This is a genomic window from Candidatus Brevundimonas colombiensis (assembly GCA_029202665.1).
Lineage (GTDB): Bacteria > Pseudomonadota > Alphaproteobacteria > Caulobacterales > Caulobacteraceae > Brevundimonas > Brevundimonas colombiensis.
In genome coordinates this window covers 435,312-453,907 of sequence record CP119326.1, presented here as the reverse complement: position 1 = coordinate 453,907, position 18,596 = coordinate 435,312, and the positions used below count along the sequence as shown (strand labels likewise).

The window sequence follows — 18,596 nt, the reverse complement described above, 5'->3', positions numbered from 1 at the left end:
GGCCTTTTCCCATCAGCGACGGACCATGGCCCTGATCGCGGCGGCGGGGGTGCTGGCGCTCAGCGCAGGCGGGGTGTGGCTGGCGACGCGGCCGACCGGCGCCCAGTCCCCCGAGCCGGCGGACGAGCGGGTGATGCGCCAGATCCGGGTCCAGGCGGGACACGGCGCCGAGCTGCGCTATTCCGAGCCGGGGCAGAGGCGGGCGGTCTGCGGCTATATGGGGCGCCGCGCGGGCGCGCCGGCGACGGCCTTCGTCTCCATTCCCAACCGCATCCTGTTCAGCGACGATCCCCTGCCGACCGAGTTCCGCGAGATGCGCCAGCGATACTGTCCCGGCTTCATGATCGCACCGGCGGGGGCGCGCTGAGGCGTGGTTTGCGCTAGATTGAGGCCATGAACATCGACCAACCCACAGCCGGGCGATTTGAAGGGCGCGACCACCTGTTGCCGGTGCGCGTCTATTATGAGGACACCGATTTCACGGGCCTGGTCTATCACGCCAACTATGTGCGGTATTTCGAGCGGGGGCGGTCCGATTTCCTGCGCGCCATCGGGGTGGGCCACGCCGATCTGCTGGAAGAGGCCGAGCCTCTGGCCTTTGTGGTCGCTGAGTTAAATATCAGATATTTGAAGCCCGCCCGGATCGACGACGCCCTGGTGGTGCGCACCCTCTACGAGCAGGTGAAGGGGGTGCGGCTGATCATCCGCCAGAGCGTGGAGCGCGGGGGCGAGGTGCTGTGCCGGGCCGAGGTGACGGCGGTGTGCATCCATCTGGACGGACGGCCCCGGCGGCCATCCAAAGGGCTGGTGGAGAAGGTGACGCCGTGGCTGGCGGAGGCGGGATAACGCCTTCCTTCGAGCATTCCGGCGAAAGAGATGGGGCTGTCGGGCGCCGCCCTTTGCTCTAGAATCGGCGCGAAACGAGGGGAAAATCATGGCGAGCGAAAACTACACGATGTCGGCCAGCGCGGTGGTGGTGTCGGTGCTGCTGATCCTGCTGCTGGTCGGCGGCGGGCTGGTGGGGTGCCCGTATTACAAGGTCTGGGAGCGCAAGATGGCCGGTCAGGCCGAGTTGCAGTACCAGCAGGGCGCGCGTCAGGCGCTGATCGCGCAGGCCGCCGCCGAGGACGAAGCCGCCATCAAGCGGGCCGAGGCGGCGACGCGCCGGGTTCTGGGCTGGACCGACGCGGCCAGGCGCGGCTGCGCCGAACTGGGCCGTCCGGGCGACCGCCAGTGCGAGGAAGGGCTGCTGAAAGACGCCGCCACCTATTCCATCGCCAAGGAAGGCCACGAGGGCGTGATCATCAGCGTCGGCGCACCCGTCTCGGTCGCCGTCGATCCGACGCGGCGGGCGGCGTCGGAGTGAGGTCGGCGCCGCGCCGGCCCGTGTCGTGACGGCATGATCATCGGTCAGATCGACGTCGCCATCCGGGCGGGGGCGGCGGTGACGATCCTGTTTCTGGCGTGGCTGATGCTGGGCCAGCGGCGGCGGCTGGGTCTGCCCGCCATCCTGTTCGCGCCGATGGCGGCCTGTGTCGCGGGTTTCGTCATCGGCAATACGCCGCTGGCGACGCTGAGCCCCGACGGTCTGGCCGGAGAGATCGCCAATACGCTGAGCGGTTTCACCGTCATCTTCCTGTGGTGGTTCTGCCTGTCCTGTTTCGACAGCCGGTTCCGGTTGAAGGGGGGCGTGCTAGGCGTCGGCCTGATCTGGGGGCTGATCGCGGCGATGGACCGGGGTCTGTTCGGCCAGACCCTGGCGCACATAAGCTGGTCGTTTCTGCTGGTGCCGCTGGGGTTCGCCATCGTGGGCCATATGGTCTGGCGGCTGTTGGCCGGACGCCAGGACGATCTGATCCAGCGGCGCCATGACGCGCGGATCATGGTGGCGGTGCTGCTGGGTGGGATGCTGTTCGTCGACCTGACGGCGGATGTGCTGTTCGGCTTCGCCTGGCGGCCGCTGGCCTTCGCCATGGGCCAGAACCTGGCGGTGCTGGTGTTCGGCCTGTGGCTGGCGGGACGGCTGCTGATGGTGCGGTCCGATGTTCTGACCTTCGGCGCGGCGGAAAAGACGGCACCGCGACCGGCGTCCGACCGCGACGACGCGCTGCATGGCCGCCTGTTGGTCCTGATGGAGACCGAGCGGGTGTTTCTGGACCCCGACCTGACGTTTGCGGCCTTCGTCGCGCGCATGGGGGCGCCGGAGCGCACGGTGCGCACCCTGATCAACCGCGAGCTGGGGCACGATCATTTCCGCAGCTTCCTGAACCACTATCGCGTTGCGGAGGCGCGGCGTCTGTTGAGCGCGCCGGGGCGGGCGGACGACAAGCTGATCGCCGTGGCCCTGGACAGCGGCTTCGCGTCCTTGGCCAGTTTCAACCGGGCGTTCCGGGCGATGCAGGGATGCGCGCCCAGCCAGTACCGCGCCGCCGCCCGACGGGTCGATTCCCCTTCCGCACCGCATGACGCCCGGTTTTGAGACGCGAAAAGCCGGGTTCTGAGGAGACGCATCCGGCCCTGCGCCGATAGGTCGCCGCCGTCATTGGCGATGAGGTGAAGGCGTGAACGGATTGATTGGATTGGGCGGCGTGCTGACGCTGCTGCTTGTTGTGGGAACCGCGATCGGATTGACGGACCGGCGGCGCTTTTCATGGCGGTGGCTGGTCGTCGCGGCCTTGCTGGTGGCGGTGAACGACGCGTTTCTGACGGGCTTCTACGGTCGGCTGCCGGACGTGATCGGCGGGTCGTGGAACTGGCAGGGCAAGCTGCTGGCCCTGGCCGCCACCCTGGCCATCGCCGCCTCGCCCGCGTTCGGATGGCGCCGCGCGGGCCTGACCCTGACCCAGGCGCCCGGCAGTCTGAAGGCGGCGCTGCCGGTCGCGGCGCTGTACTGCGCCTTCTTCGTCGTGATCGCCATGGCCTTTCCCGGCGGGTCGTCGACCGGCGAGGACATCGCCTTCCAGCTGACCATGCCTGGCCTTGAGGAGGAGCCATTCTATCGCGGCGTCCTGCTGTTCGCCCTGTGTCAGGCCTTCACCGGCACGAAGCGGTTCCTGGGCGTCGACTGGAGCTGGGGCGCCGTGCTGTCCTGCGCCCTGTTCGGACTGGCCCACGCCTTCGGCTTCTCGAACGGGGCCTTCTCGTTCGATCCGATGACGATGGCGCTGACGGCCCTGCCGTCCTTCATCGCCGTCTGGCTGCGTCTGCGCACCGGAAGCCTGCTGTTGCCCATACTGCTGCACAACTTCGGCAATTCGTTTTCGTTGATGTTCTAAGCGGGGTCGGCGGGAAGGCGCCCCTAGAAGAACTCGTCCAGGGCCAGGTGGAAGGCCAGCCTGTCCTGGTCCAGTTCGGTCAGGCCGTAGGCGTCGAGGAAGGCCCTTGGGCGTCGAGGCCGAACGGGGGCCAGGCCAAATTCGTCAGCTGCGGCGGCCCAGCCGATGCGCTCGCCTATTGCATGATCAGACCGCCATCCACCGCATACTGGCTGCCGGTCACGTAAGAGGCGTCGTCCGACAACAGAAACAGGGCCACAGCCGCTGCCTCGTCCGCTGTGCCCGCTCGGCCCAGCGGGACTTGTCGTATGACGAAATCCTCGAAACCGTGCTTGGCGTCCTCGGGCAGGAAATGGCGGAAATTGGTGTCGATCGGACCCGGTACGATCACATTGACGCGAATACGGCGAGCCGCCAGCGCCGAAGCCCAGGATCGAGCCATGGCGACCAGCGCCCCCTTGGTCGCGGCGTAAAGGCCGGTCGCCGCCGCCCCTTCATAGACGGACGAGGAGGCGGTCACGACGACGGAAGCGCCAGCTTTCAGGTGCGGCGATAGGGCGGCGATCTGCAAGGCGGGGCCACGCACATTCGCGGCCATCATGCGATCGAACGCCGGGGCGTCGATGTCTTCAGGCGCGCCAAGCGCGGCGTAGGCTGCGTTCAACCACAGTCCGTCCAGTCCCCCCGCCGTCTCGGCCGCTTGCGCCAGGACGGAGGCCGCAGCAGGATCGGCTGCATCATTGGCCAGCACTTCGCCTTTCTCGCCGAGTGCGGATCGCGCCGCATCCAGGCGCGCCGGGGTCATGCCCGTTACGATGACCGAGCCGCCCTCGCGGACGATACGTCTGGCTCCGGCCAATCCCATGCCGCTGGTTCCGCCGGTAATCAGGACGCGCTTATCTTGGAATCGAGCCATCTGTCTTCCTAGCGAATCCAAGAGGGGGCGTCGAGATTTCGGGAGCGCTCCGGTCCACGTCATGGCGCGCTCGTCGTCGTTTCGCCCACCTCCCTAGCGTCGCGATAACCTGCTGTTAACCGTTATGACGCGCCTGTCAGATGACGGGCGGTCGGGTCGTGGTTAAACGGGCCGGACGCCACACAATGGTCACGTCGGCTCGGTCGAAGACGATGTGACAGACCTCGATTCCGCCCGGAGCGCCTGAATGACCACGCCCGTCGACGCCGCGATGATGAACCCCGTCGCGCTGTTCATGACCGCCGACTGGGTGGTGAAGACGGTCATGATCGGCCTGGCGGCGGCCTCGATCTGGTCGTGGACCATCATCATCGACAAGGCGGTGCGGTTCACCGCCCTGAACCGACAGGCCGACGAGTTCGAAAAGGCGGTCCAGTCGGGCCGGTCGCTGGAGGACGTGTCGGCCCAGGCCGGGCCGGAGCCGGACCACGCCCTGCCGCGCATGCTGGCCATCGCCCTGTCGGACTGGCGCGAGGCGCGTCAGCGCGGCGTGCTGAACGATCATCAGGGCGACCTTCTGATGGTGCGGATCGACAAGGCGATGAACAGCCTGATCGCGCGCGAGAGCCAGCGGATCGAGAACGGGCTGGGGGTGCTGTCGGTCGTGGCCACCGCCTCGCCCTTCATCGGCCTGTTCGGTACGGTCTGGGGCATCATGAACGCGTTCGGACGGATCGCGGCGGCGGGCAACACCAATCTGACGACGGTGGCGCCGGCCATCGCCGAGGCCCTGTTCGCCACGGCCATCGGCCTGGCGGCGGCGATCCCGGCCTATATCGCCTACAACAAGTTCTCGATCGACGCGGGCAAGTTCGCCGGTCGGCTGGACGCCTTCGCCGATGATCTGCAGGCGGCGGTCGCGCGCCGGCTGGGCGCGCCGTCGGCCCCGCCGCCGCCGCCCCCGCCCGCCGCCGACCTCAGCCTGAAGCGGGGCGGCTGAGCCATGGCGCTTGGTGGCGGCAGGAGCGGTTCCAGCGGCGGCGGTCGCCGGGGTCGGCGGGGGCGCACGGGGCCTCTGACCGAGATCAACGTCACGCCCCTGGTGGACGTGATGCTGGTGCTGCTGATCATCTTCATGATCTCGGCGCCCCTGCTGACGGTGGGGGTGCCGGTCGAGCTGCCCAAGACCGAGGCCAGCGCGGTCGAGACCAAGTCCGAACCCCTGTCGGTCAGCATCGACCAGCAGGGCGCCATCTTCGTGGGCGACAGCGAGACGGCCTTCGACCAGCTGTCGGCGCGGCTGCAGACCGAGGCGGGCGGCGCGGACAAGGCGGCCGAGCGGCCGGTGTTCGTGCGGGCCGACGGGCGGGCGCCCTATCAGGCCGTGGCGCGGGTGATGGCGCGGCTGAGCGCGTCGGGCTTCACCAAGCTGAACCTGATCACCGACACGGCGCCGGAGGCCTGAACCCCTTGCGTCGGCCGAGCCCCGCGATCGTCGGTTCCCTCGCCCTGCACGCCGGGGTGATCGCGCTCGCCTTCGTGACCTTTTCGCAGAAGGTCGAGGAGGAGAAGCCCCTGGTCGCCTCGGTGCCCGTGACCATCGTGTCGCAAGAGGTGGTCCAGGCCGCCCCGGCCGACAATCCCCAGCCCGAACCCTCGCCCGACGACGCCGCGACGGCGCCGGTTCAGCAGCCCGACCCGGTTCCGCCCACGCCCCAGCCGACGCCGCCCCAGCCGCGTCCTCAACCCCAGCCCCAGCCCCGCCCGACGCCGCCCCAGCCGCAGCGTCCGACGCCCGCGCCCCCGACCAAGGCCCAGCCGACCCCGCGTCCCACGCCGACGCCCGCGCCGACCCCGCGCCCCACGCCGCGCCCGACGCCGCCGCAGCCCCGGCCCACGCCGCCCGCGCCCACGCCCTCGCCGCCGACCAAGGCCCAGCCGACGCCGCGCCCGGCGACGCCGGCGCCCGCCCGCCCGGCGCCGCAGCGCACCGAACCCAGCCTGGACCTGGACGCCCTGGCCGGACCGACGCGCCCGACCAACAATCGCGGCCGCCCGGCGACGGGTCAGCAGGGCGCAGGCGCGGCGTCCCAGGCGACGGGGCCGCAGATCACCGCCATCTTCAACCAGGTCTATCCGAACTGGATTCTGCCCTGCGACATTCCCGGCGCGGATCAGCTGAGAATTCAGGTCGAGCTGACCCTGTCGGCGGACGGGCGGATCACGCGCGGACCCAACCTGATCAACGCCCAGTCGTCGAACGTCTATCGCGCCGCCGCCGACGGCGCGCTGAGGGCCTTGCGCCAGACCGCTCCCTTCGACGTGCCCCAGGGCTTCCCCGGCGGCGTCTATCGTCCGACGTTCAACACCGAACGGGCGTGCCGGAATCGTTAGGCGCGAGGCGGTCCGATGAGGTGAAGCGCGTCGCGCCCCCCGACGACCGCATGAGGCGACAGGCGGCGGTCGAGCGTCGCCAAACGCCCGCCCTTCGACACGGCCAGGGCGAGTAGATAGGTATCTGTGACCTGCTCGGGCGTCGTGATCGCAGAACCGTCGAACACGCTGGTGTCGGCCAGGCTGAGTGTGTCCGGCCAGAAAACATGGCCTGACATTTCACGCAGGAGACGCAAAACGCCAATGACTTCGAAAGGCGTTCCGACCGGGTTGCGATAGCGGCTGTTGCCGACGATGCGGACCAGGCCATTTTCCGTTATCGGACACGTCGCCCAAGAGGAGACGGCTTCGCGCTGAAACCAGATATTGGCTGTCTCATGGAAGACGTGACGTGGATCGACCAGAGCGATCAGCACGTTGACGTCCAGCAGATAGGTCAAGGCAGTTCGTCGCGCAGCGCGTTGACGTCTTCCAGTGTGACCATCGGTCCCGGGCGGTCGGGAAGAAGGGGGACGCCGTCACGAAACCGGACGGTCGTGGGACGCTTCTGCAGCGTTTGTCGCGCCAGTTCGGACACGACCTCGCCGACCGTTCGATCCTGATGAACCGCAATGGCGCGCGCGGCGTTCAGCACGTCGTCGTCGATGGCGAGGGTGGTGCGCATGGGCCGAATATAATGCATCACGCATCACGCATCAATGTGATCGCCCTCGTCCCGAAAGTCGCCCCATTCGCCGTGAAGCTGGCGAAAGTCGAACGGCCCGGCGATAAGGGGCGGCGATCCTTTGAGACTTGTGGGAGCACCCGATGCGTCTGAACCTTCTTCTGGCCTCCGTGGCGGCGGTCGCCATGGCGGCGCCGTTGACGACGGCGGCCCAGACCCCGCAAGCCGCCGCGCCGCAACAGAACCAGCCGGTCGAGGTCGAGATCGATCAGGGCGTGCTGCGGCCGTTGCAGATTGCGGTGGTTCCGTTCGCGGGGACGCATGGGTCGGACATTTCCAGCGTGGTCAGCGCCAATCTGCGGCGTTCGGGCTTCTTCGAGCCGCTGAACCCGTCCAGCTTCATCGAGACCGGCCTGACCCTGGCCAATGCACCGAACTTCCCGCAATGGACCCAGATCGGGGCGCAGGCGGTGCTGTACGGCGGGGTGACGACGCGCGGCGATGGGCGGCTGGACGTGGGCTTCCGCCTGTATGACCCGTACCGTCAGTGCCAGCTGGTCAGCTATCAGTTCACCGCCACCCAGGAACAGTGGCGCCGGATCGCGCACAAGATTTCCGACGTCATCTATCAGCGCATGACGGGCGAGGCGGGCTTCTTCGATTCGCGCGTGATCTTCGTGTCCGAGGAAGGCTCGGCGCTGAACCGGATCAACCGCCTGACCATCGCCGACCAGGATGGGTTCAACCCCACCTATCTGACCCAGGGCGACGAGGTGATCATGTCGCCGCGCTTCTCGCTGTCGCAGCCGGACGAGATCACCTATGTGGCGCTGGGCAAGGATTACAGCCGCATCTACCTGTATAATCTGACGACCGGCCGGCGCGAGAGCCTGGGCGAGTTCGACGGCCAGGTGCTGGCGCCGCGCTTCTCCAACGACGGCAACAAGATCGCGTTTTCGATCATCCGGGGCGGCAATACCGACGTCTATGTGATGGACCTGAGAAGCCGCCAGATCTCGCGCCTGACCAATGATCCGGGCATCGATACATCGCCCTCGTTCAGCCCGGACGGCAGCCAGATCGTCTTCACCTCCGACCGTTCGGGATCGGCGCGGCTTTACGTCATGCGTTCGGACGGATCGGGCCAGCGGCCGATCTCGCGCGGGGGCGGCATCTATACGGCGCCGTCGTGGAGCCCGACCGGCAATCTGATCGCCTTCACCAAACAGGGCGGCGGCCGGTTTTCGACCGGGGTGATGAACGCCGATGGATCGGGCGAACGCATCCTGTCCTCCAGCTATTTCGAGGAGGGGCCGAACTGGGCGCCCAACGGCCGCTATGTGATGTTCGCGCGCCAGACGCCGGGCGGGGACACGCGCCTGTGGACCGTGGACCTGTCGGGCCGGGTGGTGTCGCAGGCGGGATACAATGGGCGCGGCACGGACCCGGCCTGGTCGCCGCTGCTGGACCGGCCGCCGACCAATCTGGGCTATGGCCAGGGCGCCGACAGTTGCCCGGCCTGATCACGACGCAGCCTTAAAGCTCAACAGTGCGTTATCGCCTCTGGCGCCCGGATGGAGGCCAAGGCAGACAGCAACGTCAAGCTTGAGGCCCGCCCCCTTGCAAGAAACGACACGTCAGGAGACGACCCCATGAAGACTTCCCGCATTATGAAACTGGCGATGGTCGGCTGCGCCGTGGCGGCGATGGCCGCCTGTACGCGCAAGCCCCCGGTCGAGACCGGCGTGCCCGGCCCCAACGACGGAACCTCGACCGCCCCGACCGGCCCGGCCTATCCGACCGCGCCGACCGGCCCGGTGACGGGCGGCGGCCTGGGGTCGGCCCAGCCGGGGTCCGAACAGGACTTCGTCGTCAACGTCGGCGACCGCATCTATTTCGACCTGGACAGCTATGAGGTCCGCCCCGAGGCCATGCCGCGCCTGGACGCCCAGGCCCAGTGGCTGCAACGCTATCCGTCCGTGACGGTCCGTATCGAGGGTAACGCCGACGAACGCGGCACGCGCGAATACAACCTGGCCCTGGGCGCCCGCCGCGCGGAATCGGTGCGCACCTATCTGATCAACCGCGGCATCCCGGCCGGCCGGATCGACACCATCAGCTTCGGCAAGGAGCGGCCGATCGCGGAAGGCTCCAACGAGGACGCCTTCGCCCGCAACCGCAACGCCCACACCGCCATCGTGTCGGGCGCGCCGCGCTAGGCGCCGGCTGAACGGCTGAAATGAGCGAGGCGTCGGCCGATCAGGGTCGACGCCTCTTTTCATGAAAGGCTCCTGTGGCGCGCACCCTGCAACAGCGGCCTTGCGGCGGCCCCAAATCGATGAAAGCTAGACGGATGACCAAGCTCTCGATCTCTCGCGCCCACACCCCTGCCGACGCCCCCGCCTACGCCATCGTCGCCGCTGCTGTCGGGGTCGTGCTGATGGGCGGCGCCGCCGTGGCTCAGCAGGCCCAGCCCAACATCATGGAGCGGACCGAATGGGACAACCGCCGCCTGGACCAGCTGGACCGCAACGTGCGTCGGCTGGAGCGGGCGCTGACCCAGAGGAACGCCGCCGGCCAGCCGGTGCTGGTCGAACCGGACCCCGAGGTGGTGACGCTGCAGGGGCAGTTCGCCCTGATGGATCGGCGCCTCGGCGACCTGGAGGCCACGGTGCGCCGCATCAACGGCGACAATGAGCGTCTGACCTTCCAGCTGGACGAGGCCACGCGCGACAATCAGGCCCTGCAGACCCGGCTGAGAGACGCCGAGACCCGCATCCAGAAGCTGGAGACCCAGGCCGAGCTGAACGCGCCGATCGAGGCGACCTCGCCCACCGGCGATGCGACGCGCGACCTGGCGGCGGCCGTGACCCTGTTGTCGACCGACAAGCCGCGCGGCGAGCGGGCGCTGGAGACGGTGATCGCGGCCTGGCCCGACACGCCGCAATCGCGTGAGGCGAACTCGCGTCTGGGCGACCTGCGGGTCGCGGCCAACGACAAGGCGGGGGCGGTGCCCTATTACGCCGCCGCGCTGAAGGACTGGCCGCGCATCGGCTGGGCGGCGGACACGACGCTGAAACTGGCCGACGCCCTGTTCGCGACCCAGCGTAAGCCGCAAGGCTGCGCCGCCCTGGCCGAGTTCACGCGCCGCTATGCGCCCTCGGCGTCCGATCCGCAGAAGGCCCGCGCGGCCCAGCTGCGGACCACGGGCGCGTGCGCCGCCTGACGTCCGACCCGGGGGGGCTGGCCGAGCGCGTCTTCGCGCGACTGGACGCGCGGCTGAGCCGAAACGTCGAGCGGCCTGTGGCCCTGGCCCTGTCGGGCGGAGGGGATTCCATCGCCCTGCTGCGGCTGGCGACCGAATGGGCCGGGGCGCGCGGCAGACGTCTGCTGGCCCTGAGCGTGGATCACGGTCTGAACCCCGACAGCGCGCGCTGGAACGGCTTCGCCCGACAGGCGGCGATGACGGCGGGGGCGGACTGGCGCGGCCTGCGCTGGGAGGGCGACAAGCCCCGGACGGGACTGACGGCGGCGGCGCGGTCGGCGCGGCATCGGCTGATCGCCGGGGCGGCGCGGGCGGCCGGGGCGCGGGTCGTGCTGTTCGCCCATACGGCCGACGACATCGCCGAGGCCGATCTGATGCGGCGCGAGGGCGCGACGCTGGGGCGGGTGCGCGAATGGTCGCCGTCGCCCGTCTGGCCCGAGGGGCGGGGGCTGATGCTGCTGCGGCCGCTGCTGGACGAGGGGCGCGAACCCTTGCGCGACGGGCTGAGGGCGCAGGGGGCGGACTGGATCGAGGACCCCGCCAACGCCGATCCGCGCTATGGCCGCAGCCGGGCGCGGCAGGCCCTGGCCGCCGGGGGCGCGGCGCCGCAGCCGGTGTCGGGACCGCGCGGGGTCTCGGGCGCGCAGGGGCTGAGGACGGTCGGGGCGGCGTCGGTCGAGGCGTCGCGCGACATTCCGGCGCGAACCCTGGCGGCGGCCCTGGTCTGCGTGGGCGGCGGGGCGACTCCGCCACGCGGCGGGCGGCTGGAGACGCTGGTCCGGCGGCTGCGGGCGGACGAGGATTTCACCGCCACCCTGTGCGGAGCGCGGATCACGGCGGCGGGCGAGACCGCGACCCTGGTGCGCGAGGCGGGCGAGATGGCGCGAAAGGGCGCGGCGCCCCTGAGGCTGACGCCGGGGGTGGAGGCGGTGTGGGACGGGCGGTTCGCGTTCACGGCCGCCGAGGCGGGCTGGTCGGTCGCGGCCGGGCGCGGGCGATTGTCGCAGCTGTCGGACACGGACCGGGCGGCGCTGGCGCCCTTGACGCCTCAGGCGCGGGCGGCCTGGCCTGTTTTGGTCCGGGACAAGGGCGGGGATGGGGGCGAGGGTGCGGTTCTTGCAGGGTCGGGGGTCGAACGGCGCGGGCTTGTCGCGGAACGGCTCAGGCTGGCGCTGGACGAAACGACGCATGAAGACGACCTGATTTCCGCCCCGCGATGGCGTAACGCCATGGAACCTCCTATTTTCCCAGACAGACACATCCAGACCGGCGGCCCGAACGGGGCGGCGGACGACCGAGGACCTCAATGAACCTGCGTAATCTGGCGATCACCGGCGTGATCATTCTGGCGCTGCTGGCGGGCTATGCGGCCCTGTCCCAAGGCGGCGCGATGAACGGCATGGCCGGTCAGCCGGCGGGCGGACGGCCCGAAGTGATGAGCTATTCCGAACTGGTGCAGCGGGTGAGCGCCGGCGACGTCAAGAAGGTGACGGTGCGCGTCGACAAGGTGAACGGCGAGCTGAAGAACGGCCAGCGCTTCACCTCCACCACCGTCTATCCGAACGAACAGCTGATGGCGAACATGCTGCAGGCGGGCGTCGAGATCGACGCCAAGTCGGGCGGTCAGTCGATCTGGATGAGCCTGCTGCTGGGCATCCTGCCCATCGCCCTGCTGATCGGGGTGTGGATCTTCTTCATGCGCCAGATGCAGGGCGGGGCGAAGGGCGCCATGGGCTTCGGCAAGTCCAAGGCCAAGCTGCTGACCGAACACAAGGGGCGCAAGACCTTTGACGACGTGGCGGGCGTGGACGAGGCCAAGGACGAACTGCAGGAGGTCGTCGACTTCCTGAAGGACCCGGGCAAGTTCCAGCGTCTGGGCGGCAAGATTCCCAAGGGCGCCCTGCTGGTCGGGCCTCCCGGCACCGGCAAGACGCTGCTGGCGCGCGCGGTGGCGGGCGAGGCGGGCGTGCCCTTCTTCTCCATCTCGGGTTCGGACTTCGTCGAGATGTTCGTCGGCGTCGGCGCCAGCCGCGTGCGCGACATGTTCGAACAGGCGAAAAAGAATGCTCCGTGCATCATCTTCATCGACGAGATCGACGCCGTGGGTCGCCATCGCGGCGCCGGACTGGGCGGCGGCAATGACGAACGCGAACAGACGCTGAACCAGCTGCTGGTCGAGATGGACGGCTTCGAGGCGTCCGAGAACATCATCCTGATCGCCGCCACCAACCGTCCCGACGTGCTGGACCCCGCCCTGCTGCGTCCCGGCCGCTTCGACCGTCAGGTGGTGGTGCCGAACCCCGACGTCTCGGGCCGCGAGCGCATCCTGCGCGTCCACATGAAGGACGTGCCGCTGGCCGCCGATGTGAATGTGAAGACCATCGCGCGCGGCACGCCCGGCTTCTCGGGCGCCGACCTGGCCAATCTGGTCAATGAGGCGGCCCTGACGGCGGCGCGCAAGGATCGCCGCATGGTCACGCACCGTGATTTCGAGGACGCCAAGGACAAGGTGCTGATGGGCTCGGAGCGTCGCTCCATGGCCATGAACGAGGAAGAAAAGCGCCTGACCGCCTATCACGAGGCCGGTCACGCCATCGTGGCCATGAACGTCAAGGCGGCGGACCCGGTCCACAAGGCGACCATCGTGCCGCGCGGCCGCGCCCTGGGCATGGTGATGCAGCTGCCGGAAGGCGACCGCTATTCGATGAAGTATCAGCAGATGATCGACCGGATCGCCATCATGGCGGGCGGCCGCGTCGCCGAGGAGCTGATCTTCGGCAAGGAGAACATCACCTCGGGCGCGTCGTCGGACATCGAACAGGCGACCAAGCTGGCCCGGGCCATGGTCACGCGCTGGGGCTTTTCAGAGAAGCTGGGCACGGTGGCGTACGGCGAGAACCAGGAAGAGGTCTTCCTGGGCCATTCGGTCGCGCGCAGCCAGAACATCTCGGAAGAGACGGCCCGCACCATCGACGAGGAGGTCCGTCGTCTGGTGTCCTCGGGCTGGGACGAGGCGCGCCACATCCTGACGACCAAGGCCGATCACCACGAGAAGCTGTCGCAGGCCCTGTTGGAATATGAAACCCTGTCGGGCGAGGAGATCAAGGACCTGCTGGAGAAGGGCGTCGCGCCGAACCGCGACGAGAACAACTTCCCCAACGCCGGGCCTTCGGTCTCGGTGCCGGTGACGCCGGTCTCGGACGGGACCGACATCGAGGTTCCGGTCGCCGCCCCCGCCGCGACCAGCGTGCCGACGGTTCACTGAGGGTCGTCTTTCAGTCGCCGTCATCCTCTGGCTCGACCCTTAGGATGACGGACACGGAAAACCGGCCGGGAGAGCGATCTCCCGGCCGGTTTTTTCAGGCCCGCCCGATGGTCAGAGGTCGGCCAGGATTTCGGCGTCCTCGATCATCACCGGCGTCAGGCTGCGCTCGGCGCCCGACGGATCGCTCCAGGAGATGGTGTAGCCCTCGACCAGACCGATCAGTCCCGCGCCCACGTGCGACAGGACCGACACCTTGCCCGCGTCGATGTCGGCCTCGTTGGGCAGGACGATCTGGATGCGGCGCGGCTCCGTCGACCGGCCATCGACATAGTGCAGCCAGCGGTGAAGCGGCACGGCGCCCTTGGGCAGGTCGCCCGGTTCGCAGATGATCGCGCGCTCCAGCTCGTCCTGCAACATGCCGGTGACTCCTTCGCCGGGCATGTCGCCGACCAGGCGCGACAGGGTTTCATGATCCTCGGCGCTGAGGAAGATGTCGGGGCGGACGGGAAGCGTGGATTTGGACATGGGAAATTCTCTTGGAGTGGCATGCGCCGCCGTGCGCGTTCTTCGGCGTTCGGGCGGCGGGAGGAAGGGGTTCGGATCGTCGCCCGGAACGGGCAGATGGCGCGCGGCCGTTCCGGGTCAGAAGCCTGCGACGAGGCGTCCCGCGTGGGAAAGGCGTCGAGCCTGGCTGACGAAACGAGTGTTCACCGCTAGAGGCTGATCCCATGCCGCGCGAAAGTCAAACCTCGCTGTGTTCGCCAGTGAATATCTTGCGGGTGATGGTTAGAAATCTTCGGATTCTGGTTCCCAGGTGCCGAGGTCGTAAAGATAGAGCGTGACTTCATCGGGGTATTGTTGCGCCCACGCGATAGCGTCTGTGACTGATATCCCCGAACGCGAGGACATGGTGTCGCCAAGCTTGATGGATGCTGTTGCGTCGGCGTTGTCATGATGCTGCGTGCCAGGGGGAGCGTTGTCGTGCCAAGTCGCCTCGGCTACGGCGTCTACTGATCGCCATTCATGAATATGAATCCGTCGATCGAGAATGTTTGTAATCATGGATGAGATGATGTCGCGGTTGCCTCCAAAAGTCATGGGCATCGTCAATGTGACGCCCGACAGCTTTTCCGACGGCGGACGCTGGGCCTCCACCGAACAGGCCGTCGATCAGGCGATGCGGCTGGTCGATCAGGGGGCTGACGTGCTGGATATCGGGGGTGAAAGCACCCGCCCCGGTGCGCAACCCGTTTCCGAGGTCGAGGAGATTGAACGGGTCGCGCCCGTCATCGCCGCCATCCGCGCGCGGTGGGACGGTTTGATCAGCGTCGATACGATGAAGCCCGCTGTCGCCCGTGCGGCGGTCTCCGTCGGCGCGGGCCTGTGGAACGACGTCACCGCCTTGACCCATGCGTTCGACAGCGCAGTCGTCGCCGCCGAACTGGGCTGCGAGGTGGTTCTGATGCACATGAGGGGCGAGCCGCGCACCATGCAGGCTGATCCCTGTTACGAGGATGTGGTCGCCGAGGTGGCGGATTATCTGGCCGCGCGGGCCGGTGCGGCGATAGCGGCGGGGGTGGCGCGCGAGCGGATATGGCTGGACCCCGGCGTCGGCTTCGGCAAGACGCTGGCGCACAATCTGACGCTGACGGCGGGGCTGGGGGCGCTGGTCGAACTGGGGTTTCCGGTGCTGTACGCCGCCAGCCGAAAGCGCACCATCCAGGCGATCGACCCGACGGCGGTCGAGGCGACGGACCGGCTGGGCGGATCATTGGCGCTGGCGCTGGCGGCGGCGGCGCGCGGGGCGCGGATGGTGCGGGTCCATGACGTGCGCGAGACGGTGCAGGCGCTGAAGGTGCAGGCGGCGGTTCGCGGGGCCGGTCGAACGGACGCGACGTTCGGTCGCGGTTGAGCTAAGGACGGGGATCAACCGCCGCAGCGTCGCCCATGCCCCTGATGTCCTACATCGCCCCCATCGTCATGTTGGCCCTGTCCAACGTCTTCATGACCTTCGCCTGGTACGGGCACCTGAAGTTCGAGCACAAGCCGTTGTGGCTGCTGGTGATGGCCAGCTGGAGCATCGCCTTCTTCGAATACTGGCTGGCGGTGCCGGCCAACCGGATCGGCATCAAGGTCTATTCGCCCGCCGAGTTGAAGACGATGCAGGAGGTGATCACCCTCCTGGTCTTCGCCGGGTTCTCGGTGCTGTATCTGGGCGAGAAGCTGACGGTGAACCATCTGGTCGGCTTCGCCTTCATCGGCCTGGGGGCCTTCTTCATCTTCAAGGGGCCGCTGGGCGCCTGATCGCGGCTTGCCCTGGTCGACGGGCTGCGCCATCTGAGCCGCATGTCCTGGGTCATGTCGATCAATCCGTGGGCGACGCTGGTGGTCGCCGGTCTGCTGGAGGTCCTGTGGGCCTCGGGCCTGAAGACCGTCGGCCTGAACCGGCCGCTGGCGTCGCTGGGCGTGGGCGTGGCGCTGGCCGGCAGCATGATCCTGTTGTGGGTGGCGACGCAGAAGCTGCCGATCGGCACGGCCTATGCGGTGTGGACCGGCATCGGCGCGGTCGGGGCGGCGGTGGTCGGGGTGCTGGTCCATGGCGAGCCGGCGACGGCGGTCAGGGCGGTGTGCATCCTGCTGATCGTGGCGGGGATCGTCGGATTGAAGCTGTTTTCGGGAGCCCCTGCATGAGCAGCCCTCAAACAGACGCCCGCCGCGCGGGCGGCGATAGCGCCAGAAAAATGGGCCGGGTGCTGATCCTGGCCGGGTCCGACTCGGGCGGCGGGGCCGGAATCCAGGCCGATATCAAGGCCGTGACGATGATGGGCGGCTATGCGGCGACCGCCATCACGGCCATCACGGTGCAGAACACCCTGGGGGTTCACGGCGTCCATCCCCTGCCGCTGGACCTGATCGCGGCGCAGGGTCGGGCGGTGCTGGACGACATCGGGACCGACGCCTTCAAGACCGGAATGCTGGGCTCGGTCGAGGTGGTGGAGACGGTCGCCGCCCTGCTGGACGGCGCCGACGCCCCCGCCGTGGTCGATCCGGTCATGGTGGCCAAGGGCGGACATCCGCTGTTGCCCGACGCGGCGGTCGAGGCGGTGAAGCGGCTGATGATCCCGCGCGCGGCGTTGCTGACGCCCAATGCGCCCGAGGCCGAGGCCCTGACCGGCATCGCGGTCCAGGACCTGGACGGCCAGCGACGGGCGGGCGAGGCCCTGCTGGCCATGGGCGCACGGGCGGTGCTGATGAAGGGCGGCCATGTGCCGGGGACGATGGTGATCGACCTGCTGATGACCCCGGACGGCGAGACGGCGCTGGAGGCCGAGCGGATCGACACCCGCCACACTCACGGCACCGGCTGCACCCTGGCCAGCGCCTGCGCGGCGGGTCTGGCGCTGGGGCGGCCGCTGGAGGTCGCGGTCGCCGAAGCCTGGGCCTATGTCGGCGAGGCGATCCGCCGCGCGCCGGGCCTGGGCGGCGGTCACGGCCCGCTGGACCACGGTTGGCCGGTGCGGGGGTAGAGCAACCTGCCCGCCACACCGTCATCCTAGGCCTTGTGCCTAGGACCCATAAACGCAGACCTGTCCGTATAGAGACGGTTTTTGCCTTGCGTCCTTCACCCCATGCACCGGGAGTATGGATCCTAGGCGCAAGGCCTAGGATGACGAGGAAAAGAGGCTGTGGATGCTGGTTCGCCGCCACTCCCCCGCGCCCGGCGGGGCCGCTAAGAGAAGGGCATGACCGACGCCCTGAACAAGGAACTGACCGACATCGTTCGGGCCGACCCCGGCCTGATGCATGTCCTGACCACGGTGCGGGAACTGGACCTGCCGGATTGGCGGCTGGTGTCCGGCGCTGTCTATCAGGCGGTGTGGAACGTGCGGACCGGACGCCCGGCGGGGTATGGGGTCAAGGATTACGACCTGGCCTATTTCGACGGGTCGGACCTGTCCTACGAGGCCGAGGACGGGGTCATCAAACGGGTCGCCGCCGCCTTCGACGAACCGTTCCGCAGCCGGGTCGAGGTGCGCAACCAGGCGCGGGTGCATCTGTGGTTTCAGGATCGGTTCGGCGAACCCTATGAGGCGCTGAAATCGACCGACGAGGCGCTGGGGCGGTTCGTGGCGCCGACCTTCGCGGTCGGGGTGCGGCTGGAGGCGGACGATACACTCACCGTCGCCGCGCCGTTCGGGCTGGAGGACGTCTTCTCCATGACCATCCGGCCCAATCCGAACCGGCCGGTGGCCAGGAGCTGGACCAAGGTGATCGAGAATGCGCGGGCGCGATGGCCCGAGCTGACGGTGGTGGAGGCCTGACCCGATACACCGTCATTCCGGGGCGTCCGAAGGACGAACCCGCAAGGGGTCCGGGTTCCGCGCGATGCGCGGCCCGGAAGGACGACATCTGGGATTAGAACGGCCCGTGTTTGCCGTTGGAGGAGAACTCGGGCGGGGCGGCCTTGTGGATATATTGTTCGGCGACCAGCCAGGCCTTGAAGGGGCGCAGGCAGCCCAAGCACAGGCCGATCAGGATGGGCAGGGTGACCACCCCGTGAACCCAGATCGGCGGATGGACGGTGAAGTCGAAGATCATCAGCAGGATCATGCCCACCACCCCGACCGCCGTCATGACGAAGAAGGCCGGGCCGTCCGCCGGGTCGGCGAAGCTGTAGCTGAGCCCGCAGTCCTCGCAGGCCTCGCGCAGGGTCAGATAGCCCTTGAACAGGGCGCCCTTGCCGCAGCGGGGGCAGCGGCAGGCCAGGCCGGTCTTGATCGTGCTGAGGCGCGGATAGTCCGTCATGGGACCGATTA

General features: G+C 68.5%; 24 protein-coding genes. 18 read left to right on the top strand and 6 right to left on the bottom strand.

From position 1 onward, the window contains the following. Positions 1-25: 25 nt before the first annotated feature. From P0Y50_02090 to P0Y50_02070, 5 genes are all read left to right on the top strand, one after another. On the top strand, positions 26-367 hold the full coding sequence (locus P0Y50_02090; protein WEK40418.1) for a hypothetical protein: 342 nt from the start codon (positions 26-28) through the stop codon (positions 365-367). A gap of 26 nt (positions 368-393) precedes the next feature. After that, the gene (gene ybgC, locus P0Y50_02085; GenBank protein WEK40417.1) at positions 394-846 is read left to right on the top strand and encodes a tol-pal system-associated acyl-CoA thioesterase; all 453 of its coding nucleotides are present in this window, start codon (positions 394-396) and stop codon (positions 844-846) included. An 88-nt stretch (positions 847-934) separates the two neighbouring features. Further along, positions 935-1,366, top strand: a complete 432-nt coding sequence (locus tag P0Y50_02080) for a hypothetical protein (protein WEK40416.1) — start codon at positions 935-937, stop codon at positions 1,364-1,366. Between the two features lie 33 nt (positions 1,367-1,399). Beyond that, positions 1,400-2,479, top strand: a complete 1,080-nt coding sequence (locus P0Y50_02075; protein WEK40415.1) for an AraC family transcriptional regulator — start codon at positions 1,400-1,402, stop codon at positions 2,477-2,479. An 82-nt stretch (positions 2,480-2,561) separates the two neighbouring features. Further along, positions 2,562-3,275 carry a CPBP family intramembrane metalloprotease gene (locus P0Y50_02070; GenBank protein WEK40414.1) on the top strand — a complete coding sequence of 238 codons (714 nt, stop codon included), beginning with the start codon at positions 2,562-2,564 and terminating at the stop codon, positions 3,273-3,275. A gap of 175 nt (positions 3,276-3,450) precedes the next feature. Here the strand turns inward: P0Y50_02070 and P0Y50_02065 are convergent, their stop codons facing one another. Further along, positions 3,451-4,191: an SDR family oxidoreductase gene (locus P0Y50_02065; protein ID WEK40413.1), complete on the bottom strand. Its 741-nt coding sequence runs from the start codon at positions 4,189-4,191 to the stop codon at positions 3,451-3,453. 247 nt (positions 4,192-4,438) lie between these two features. On the opposite strand from P0Y50_02065, the gene tolQ reads away from it, so the two are divergent. Genes tolQ through P0Y50_02050 form a run of 3 tightly spaced genes read left to right on the top strand, consistent with a single transcriptional unit; the run spans position 4,439 to position 6,585 of the window. Further along, a complete protein-coding gene (gene tolQ, locus P0Y50_02060) occupies positions 4,439-5,191 on the top strand; it encodes a protein TolQ (GenBank protein WEK40412.1) in 753 nt (250 codons plus the stop codon). A gap of 3 nt (positions 5,192-5,194) precedes the next feature. Continuing rightward, positions 5,195-5,656 (top strand): protein TolR, encoded by a 462-nt coding sequence (tolR, locus tag P0Y50_02055; protein WEK40411.1) that lies wholly within the window; start codon positions 5,195-5,197, stop codon positions 5,654-5,656. 5 nt (positions 5,657-5,661) lie between these two features. Next, positions 5,662-6,585, top strand: a complete 924-nt coding sequence (locus P0Y50_02050) for a hypothetical protein (protein ID WEK40410.1) — start codon at positions 5,662-5,664, stop codon at positions 6,583-6,585. Here the strand turns inward: P0Y50_02050 and P0Y50_02045 are convergent. Both P0Y50_02045 and P0Y50_02040 read right to left on the bottom strand, forming a co-directional pair. Continuing rightward, positions 6,582-7,025, bottom strand: coding sequence for a VapC toxin family PIN domain ribonuclease (locus P0Y50_02045; protein ID WEK40409.1), 444 nt, complete (start codon positions 7,023-7,025; stop codon positions 6,582-6,584). The two genes, P0Y50_02050 and P0Y50_02045, sit on opposite strands and share 4 nt — an antisense overlap. Beyond that, positions 7,022-7,249, bottom strand: coding sequence for a CopG family transcriptional regulator (locus P0Y50_02040; protein WEK40408.1), 228 nt, complete (start codon positions 7,247-7,249; stop codon positions 7,022-7,024). Before P0Y50_02040 ends, P0Y50_02045 begins: the two co-directional genes overlap by 4 nt. A 143-nt stretch (positions 7,250-7,392) precedes the next feature. On the opposite strand from P0Y50_02040, the gene tolB reads away from it, so the two are divergent. From tolB to ftsH, 5 genes are all read left to right on the top strand, one after another. After that, the gene (tolB, locus tag P0Y50_02035) at positions 7,393-8,772 is read left to right on the top strand and encodes a Tol-Pal system beta propeller repeat protein TolB (GenBank protein WEK40407.1); all 1,380 of its coding nucleotides are present in this window, start codon (positions 7,393-7,395) and stop codon (positions 8,770-8,772) included. Between the two features lie 129 nt (positions 8,773-8,901). Beyond that, positions 8,902-9,468: a peptidoglycan-associated lipoprotein Pal gene (pal, locus tag P0Y50_02030; GenBank protein ID WEK40406.1), complete on the top strand. Its 567-nt coding sequence runs from the start codon at positions 8,902-8,904 to the stop codon at positions 9,466-9,468. A gap of 134 nt (positions 9,469-9,602) precedes the next feature. Then, complete coding sequence (locus P0Y50_02025) at positions 9,603-10,475, top strand: tol-pal system protein (GenBank protein ID WEK40405.1); 873 nt, start codon at positions 9,603-9,605, stop codon at positions 10,473-10,475. Next, positions 10,463-11,824: a tRNA lysidine(34) synthetase TilS gene (gene tilS / locus P0Y50_02020; GenBank protein ID WEK40404.1), complete on the top strand. Its 1,362-nt coding sequence runs from the start codon at positions 10,463-10,465 to the stop codon at positions 11,822-11,824. Before P0Y50_02025 ends, tilS begins: the two co-directional genes overlap by 13 nt. Further along, positions 11,821-13,779, top strand: a complete 1,959-nt coding sequence (gene ftsH / locus P0Y50_02015; protein WEK40403.1) for an ATP-dependent zinc metalloprotease FtsH — start codon at positions 11,821-11,823, stop codon at positions 13,777-13,779. Before tilS ends, ftsH begins: the two co-directional genes overlap by 4 nt. Before the next feature lie 111 nt (positions 13,780-13,890). Here the strand turns inward: ftsH and P0Y50_02010 are convergent, their stop codons facing one another. Further along, on the bottom strand, positions 13,891-14,304 hold the full coding sequence (locus P0Y50_02010; GenBank protein WEK40402.1) for a GreA/GreB family elongation factor: 414 nt from the start codon (positions 14,302-14,304) through the stop codon (positions 13,891-13,893). Between the two features lie 261 nt (positions 14,305-14,565). Next, complete coding sequence (locus P0Y50_02005; GenBank protein WEK40401.1) at positions 14,566-14,889, bottom strand: hypothetical protein; 324 nt, start codon at positions 14,887-14,889, stop codon at positions 14,566-14,568. Here P0Y50_02005 and folP point away from each other — a divergent pair. The 5 genes from folP (at position 14,876) to P0Y50_01980 (ending at position 18,101) form a co-directional block, all read left to right on the top strand. Beyond that, on the top strand, positions 14,876-15,691 hold the full coding sequence (folP, locus tag P0Y50_02000) for a dihydropteroate synthase (protein ID WEK40400.1): 816 nt from the start codon (positions 14,876-14,878) through the stop codon (positions 15,689-15,691). The two genes, P0Y50_02005 and folP, sit on opposite strands and share 14 nt — an antisense overlap. Positions 15,692-15,726: 35 nt before the next feature. After that, entirely contained in the window at positions 15,727-16,083 is a 357-nt protein-coding gene (locus P0Y50_01995) for a DMT family protein (protein ID WEK40399.1), read from the top strand. A gap of 42 nt (positions 16,084-16,125) precedes the next feature. Continuing rightward, a complete protein-coding gene (locus P0Y50_01990) occupies positions 16,126-16,470 on the top strand; it encodes an SMR family transporter (GenBank protein ID WEK40398.1) in 345 nt (114 codons plus the stop codon). Positions 16,471-16,520: 50 nt separating this feature from the next. Then, the gene (gene thiD / locus P0Y50_01985) at positions 16,521-17,306 is read left to right on the top strand and encodes a bifunctional hydroxymethylpyrimidine kinase/phosphomethylpyrimidine kinase (protein ID WEK41509.1); all 786 of its coding nucleotides are present in this window, start codon (positions 16,521-16,523) and stop codon (positions 17,304-17,306) included. Positions 17,307-17,522: 216 nt separating this feature from the next. Next, the gene (locus tag P0Y50_01980) at positions 17,523-18,101 is read left to right on the top strand and encodes a nucleotidyltransferase family protein (protein WEK40397.1); all 579 of its coding nucleotides are present in this window, start codon (positions 17,523-17,525) and stop codon (positions 18,099-18,101) included. A 94-nt stretch (positions 18,102-18,195) separates the two neighbouring features. Here P0Y50_01980 and P0Y50_01975 read toward each other — a convergent pair whose 3' ends face one another. After that, on the bottom strand, positions 18,196-18,585 hold the full coding sequence (locus tag P0Y50_01975) for a DUF983 domain-containing protein (protein WEK40396.1): 390 nt from the start codon (positions 18,583-18,585) through the stop codon (positions 18,196-18,198). Positions 18,586-18,596 lie beyond the last annotated feature (11 nt).

Coding starts and splice junctions, on each gene's coding strand:
- P0Y50_02090 (WEK40418.1), top strand. CDS start 26: ATGGCCCTGATCGCGGCGGCGGGGGTGCTGGCGCTCAGCGCAGGCGGG.
- ybgC (WEK40417.1), top strand. CDS start 394: ATGAACATCGACCAACCCACAGCCGGGCGATTTGAAGGGCGCGACCAC.
- P0Y50_02080 (WEK40416.1), top strand. CDS start 935: ATGGCGAGCGAAAACTACACGATGTCGGCCAGCGCGGTGGTGGTGTCG.
- P0Y50_02075 (WEK40415.1), top strand. CDS start 1,400: ATGATCATCGGTCAGATCGACGTCGCCATCCGGGCGGGGGCGGCGGTG.
- P0Y50_02065 (WEK40413.1), bottom strand. CDS start 4,191: ATGGCTCGATTCCAAGATAAGCGCGTCCTGATTACCGGCGGAACCAGC.
- tolQ (WEK40412.1), top strand. CDS start 4,439: ATGACCACGCCCGTCGACGCCGCGATGATGAACCCCGTCGCGCTGTTC.
- tolR (WEK40411.1), top strand. CDS start 5,195: ATGGCGCTTGGTGGCGGCAGGAGCGGTTCCAGCGGCGGCGGTCGCCGG.
- P0Y50_02040 (WEK40408.1), bottom strand. CDS start 7,249: ATGCGCACCACCCTCGCCATCGACGACGACGTGCTGAACGCCGCGCGC.
- tolB (WEK40407.1), top strand. CDS start 7,393: ATGCGTCTGAACCTTCTTCTGGCCTCCGTGGCGGCGGTCGCCATGGCG.
- pal (WEK40406.1), top strand. CDS start 8,902: ATGAAGACTTCCCGCATTATGAAACTGGCGATGGTCGGCTGCGCCGTG.
- P0Y50_02025 (WEK40405.1), top strand. CDS start 9,603: ATGACCAAGCTCTCGATCTCTCGCGCCCACACCCCTGCCGACGCCCCC.
- ftsH (WEK40403.1), top strand. CDS start 11,821: ATGAACCTGCGTAATCTGGCGATCACCGGCGTGATCATTCTGGCGCTG.
- P0Y50_02010 (WEK40402.1), bottom strand. CDS start 14,304: ATGTCCAAATCCACGCTTCCCGTCCGCCCCGACATCTTCCTCAGCGCC.
- folP (WEK40400.1), top strand. CDS start 14,876: ATGGGCATCGTCAATGTGACGCCCGACAGCTTTTCCGACGGCGGACGC.
- P0Y50_01995 (WEK40399.1), top strand. CDS start 15,727: ATGCCCCTGATGTCCTACATCGCCCCCATCGTCATGTTGGCCCTGTCC.
- P0Y50_01990 (WEK40398.1), top strand. CDS start 16,126: ATGTCCTGGGTCATGTCGATCAATCCGTGGGCGACGCTGGTGGTCGCC.
- thiD (WEK41509.1), top strand. CDS start 16,521: ATGGGCCGGGTGCTGATCCTGGCCGGGTCCGACTCGGGCGGCGGGGCC.
- P0Y50_01980 (WEK40397.1), top strand. CDS start 17,523: ATGACCGACGCCCTGAACAAGGAACTGACCGACATCGTTCGGGCCGAC.
- P0Y50_01975 (WEK40396.1), bottom strand. CDS start 18,585: ATGACGGACTATCCGCGCCTCAGCACGATCAAGACCGGCCTGGCCTGC.